This is a genomic window from Streptomyces sp. ISL-66 (genome assembly GCF_018614135.1).
Classification (GTDB): Bacteria; Actinomycetota; Actinomycetes; order Streptomycetales; family Streptomycetaceae; genus Streptomyces.
In genome coordinates this window covers 7,163-7,684 of the sequence record NZ_JAGGOW010000206.1, presented here as the reverse complement: position 1 = coordinate 7,684, position 522 = coordinate 7,163, and the positions used below count along the sequence as shown (strand labels likewise).

The window sequence follows — 522 nt, the reverse complement described above, 5'->3', positions numbered from 1 at the left end:
CGCGTGCGCCGGCCAGGCGCCGCGGCCCCGGGGGCGCCGCCGCCCGAGCACCAGATCGGCCTCGCCGGCGGCGACGGCGGCCACGAGGCCGGCCAGCAGCCCGGGATCCAGGGAGGCGTCGCAGTCGCAGAAGCAGACGACGTCCGCCTCGGAGGCGAGCAGCCCGGCGTGGCAGGCGGCGCCGAAACCCCGCCGGGGTTCCCGCACCACGCTCGCGCCGAGGGACCGCGCCAGGTCGGCGGACCCGTCGGTGGAACCGTTGTCCACGACCAGGGCCCGCCAGCCGGCCGGGATGCGGGAGAGGACCCAGGGCAGGGCCTCGGCCTCGTTCAGACAGGGGAGTACGACGTCTACCGTCACGGTTTCGCTCACGGTTTCACCGTAGGAACCACGGCCCCGCGAAAGGGCCGCGGACTCCTTACGAAACGCGGACGTCGACCCCTGCGGCCCCGTCGCCGGTGCCGGTCCGCGGCGGCGGATGGGAGGCTGGGTGCCATGAGCGGCATGGGCACGAGGACCGGC

Annotated in this window: 1 protein-coding gene; it reads right to left on the bottom strand. The window is 76.1% G+C overall.

Going from position 1 to position 522, the window contains the following annotated elements; all coding sequences use genetic code 11:
- A partial coding sequence (locus tag J7E97_RS32815) for a glycosyltransferase family 2 protein (protein WP_215034844.1) occupies positions 1 to 372 on the bottom strand: 372 nt, incomplete at its 3' end.
- Positions 373 to 522 lie beyond the last annotated feature (150 nt).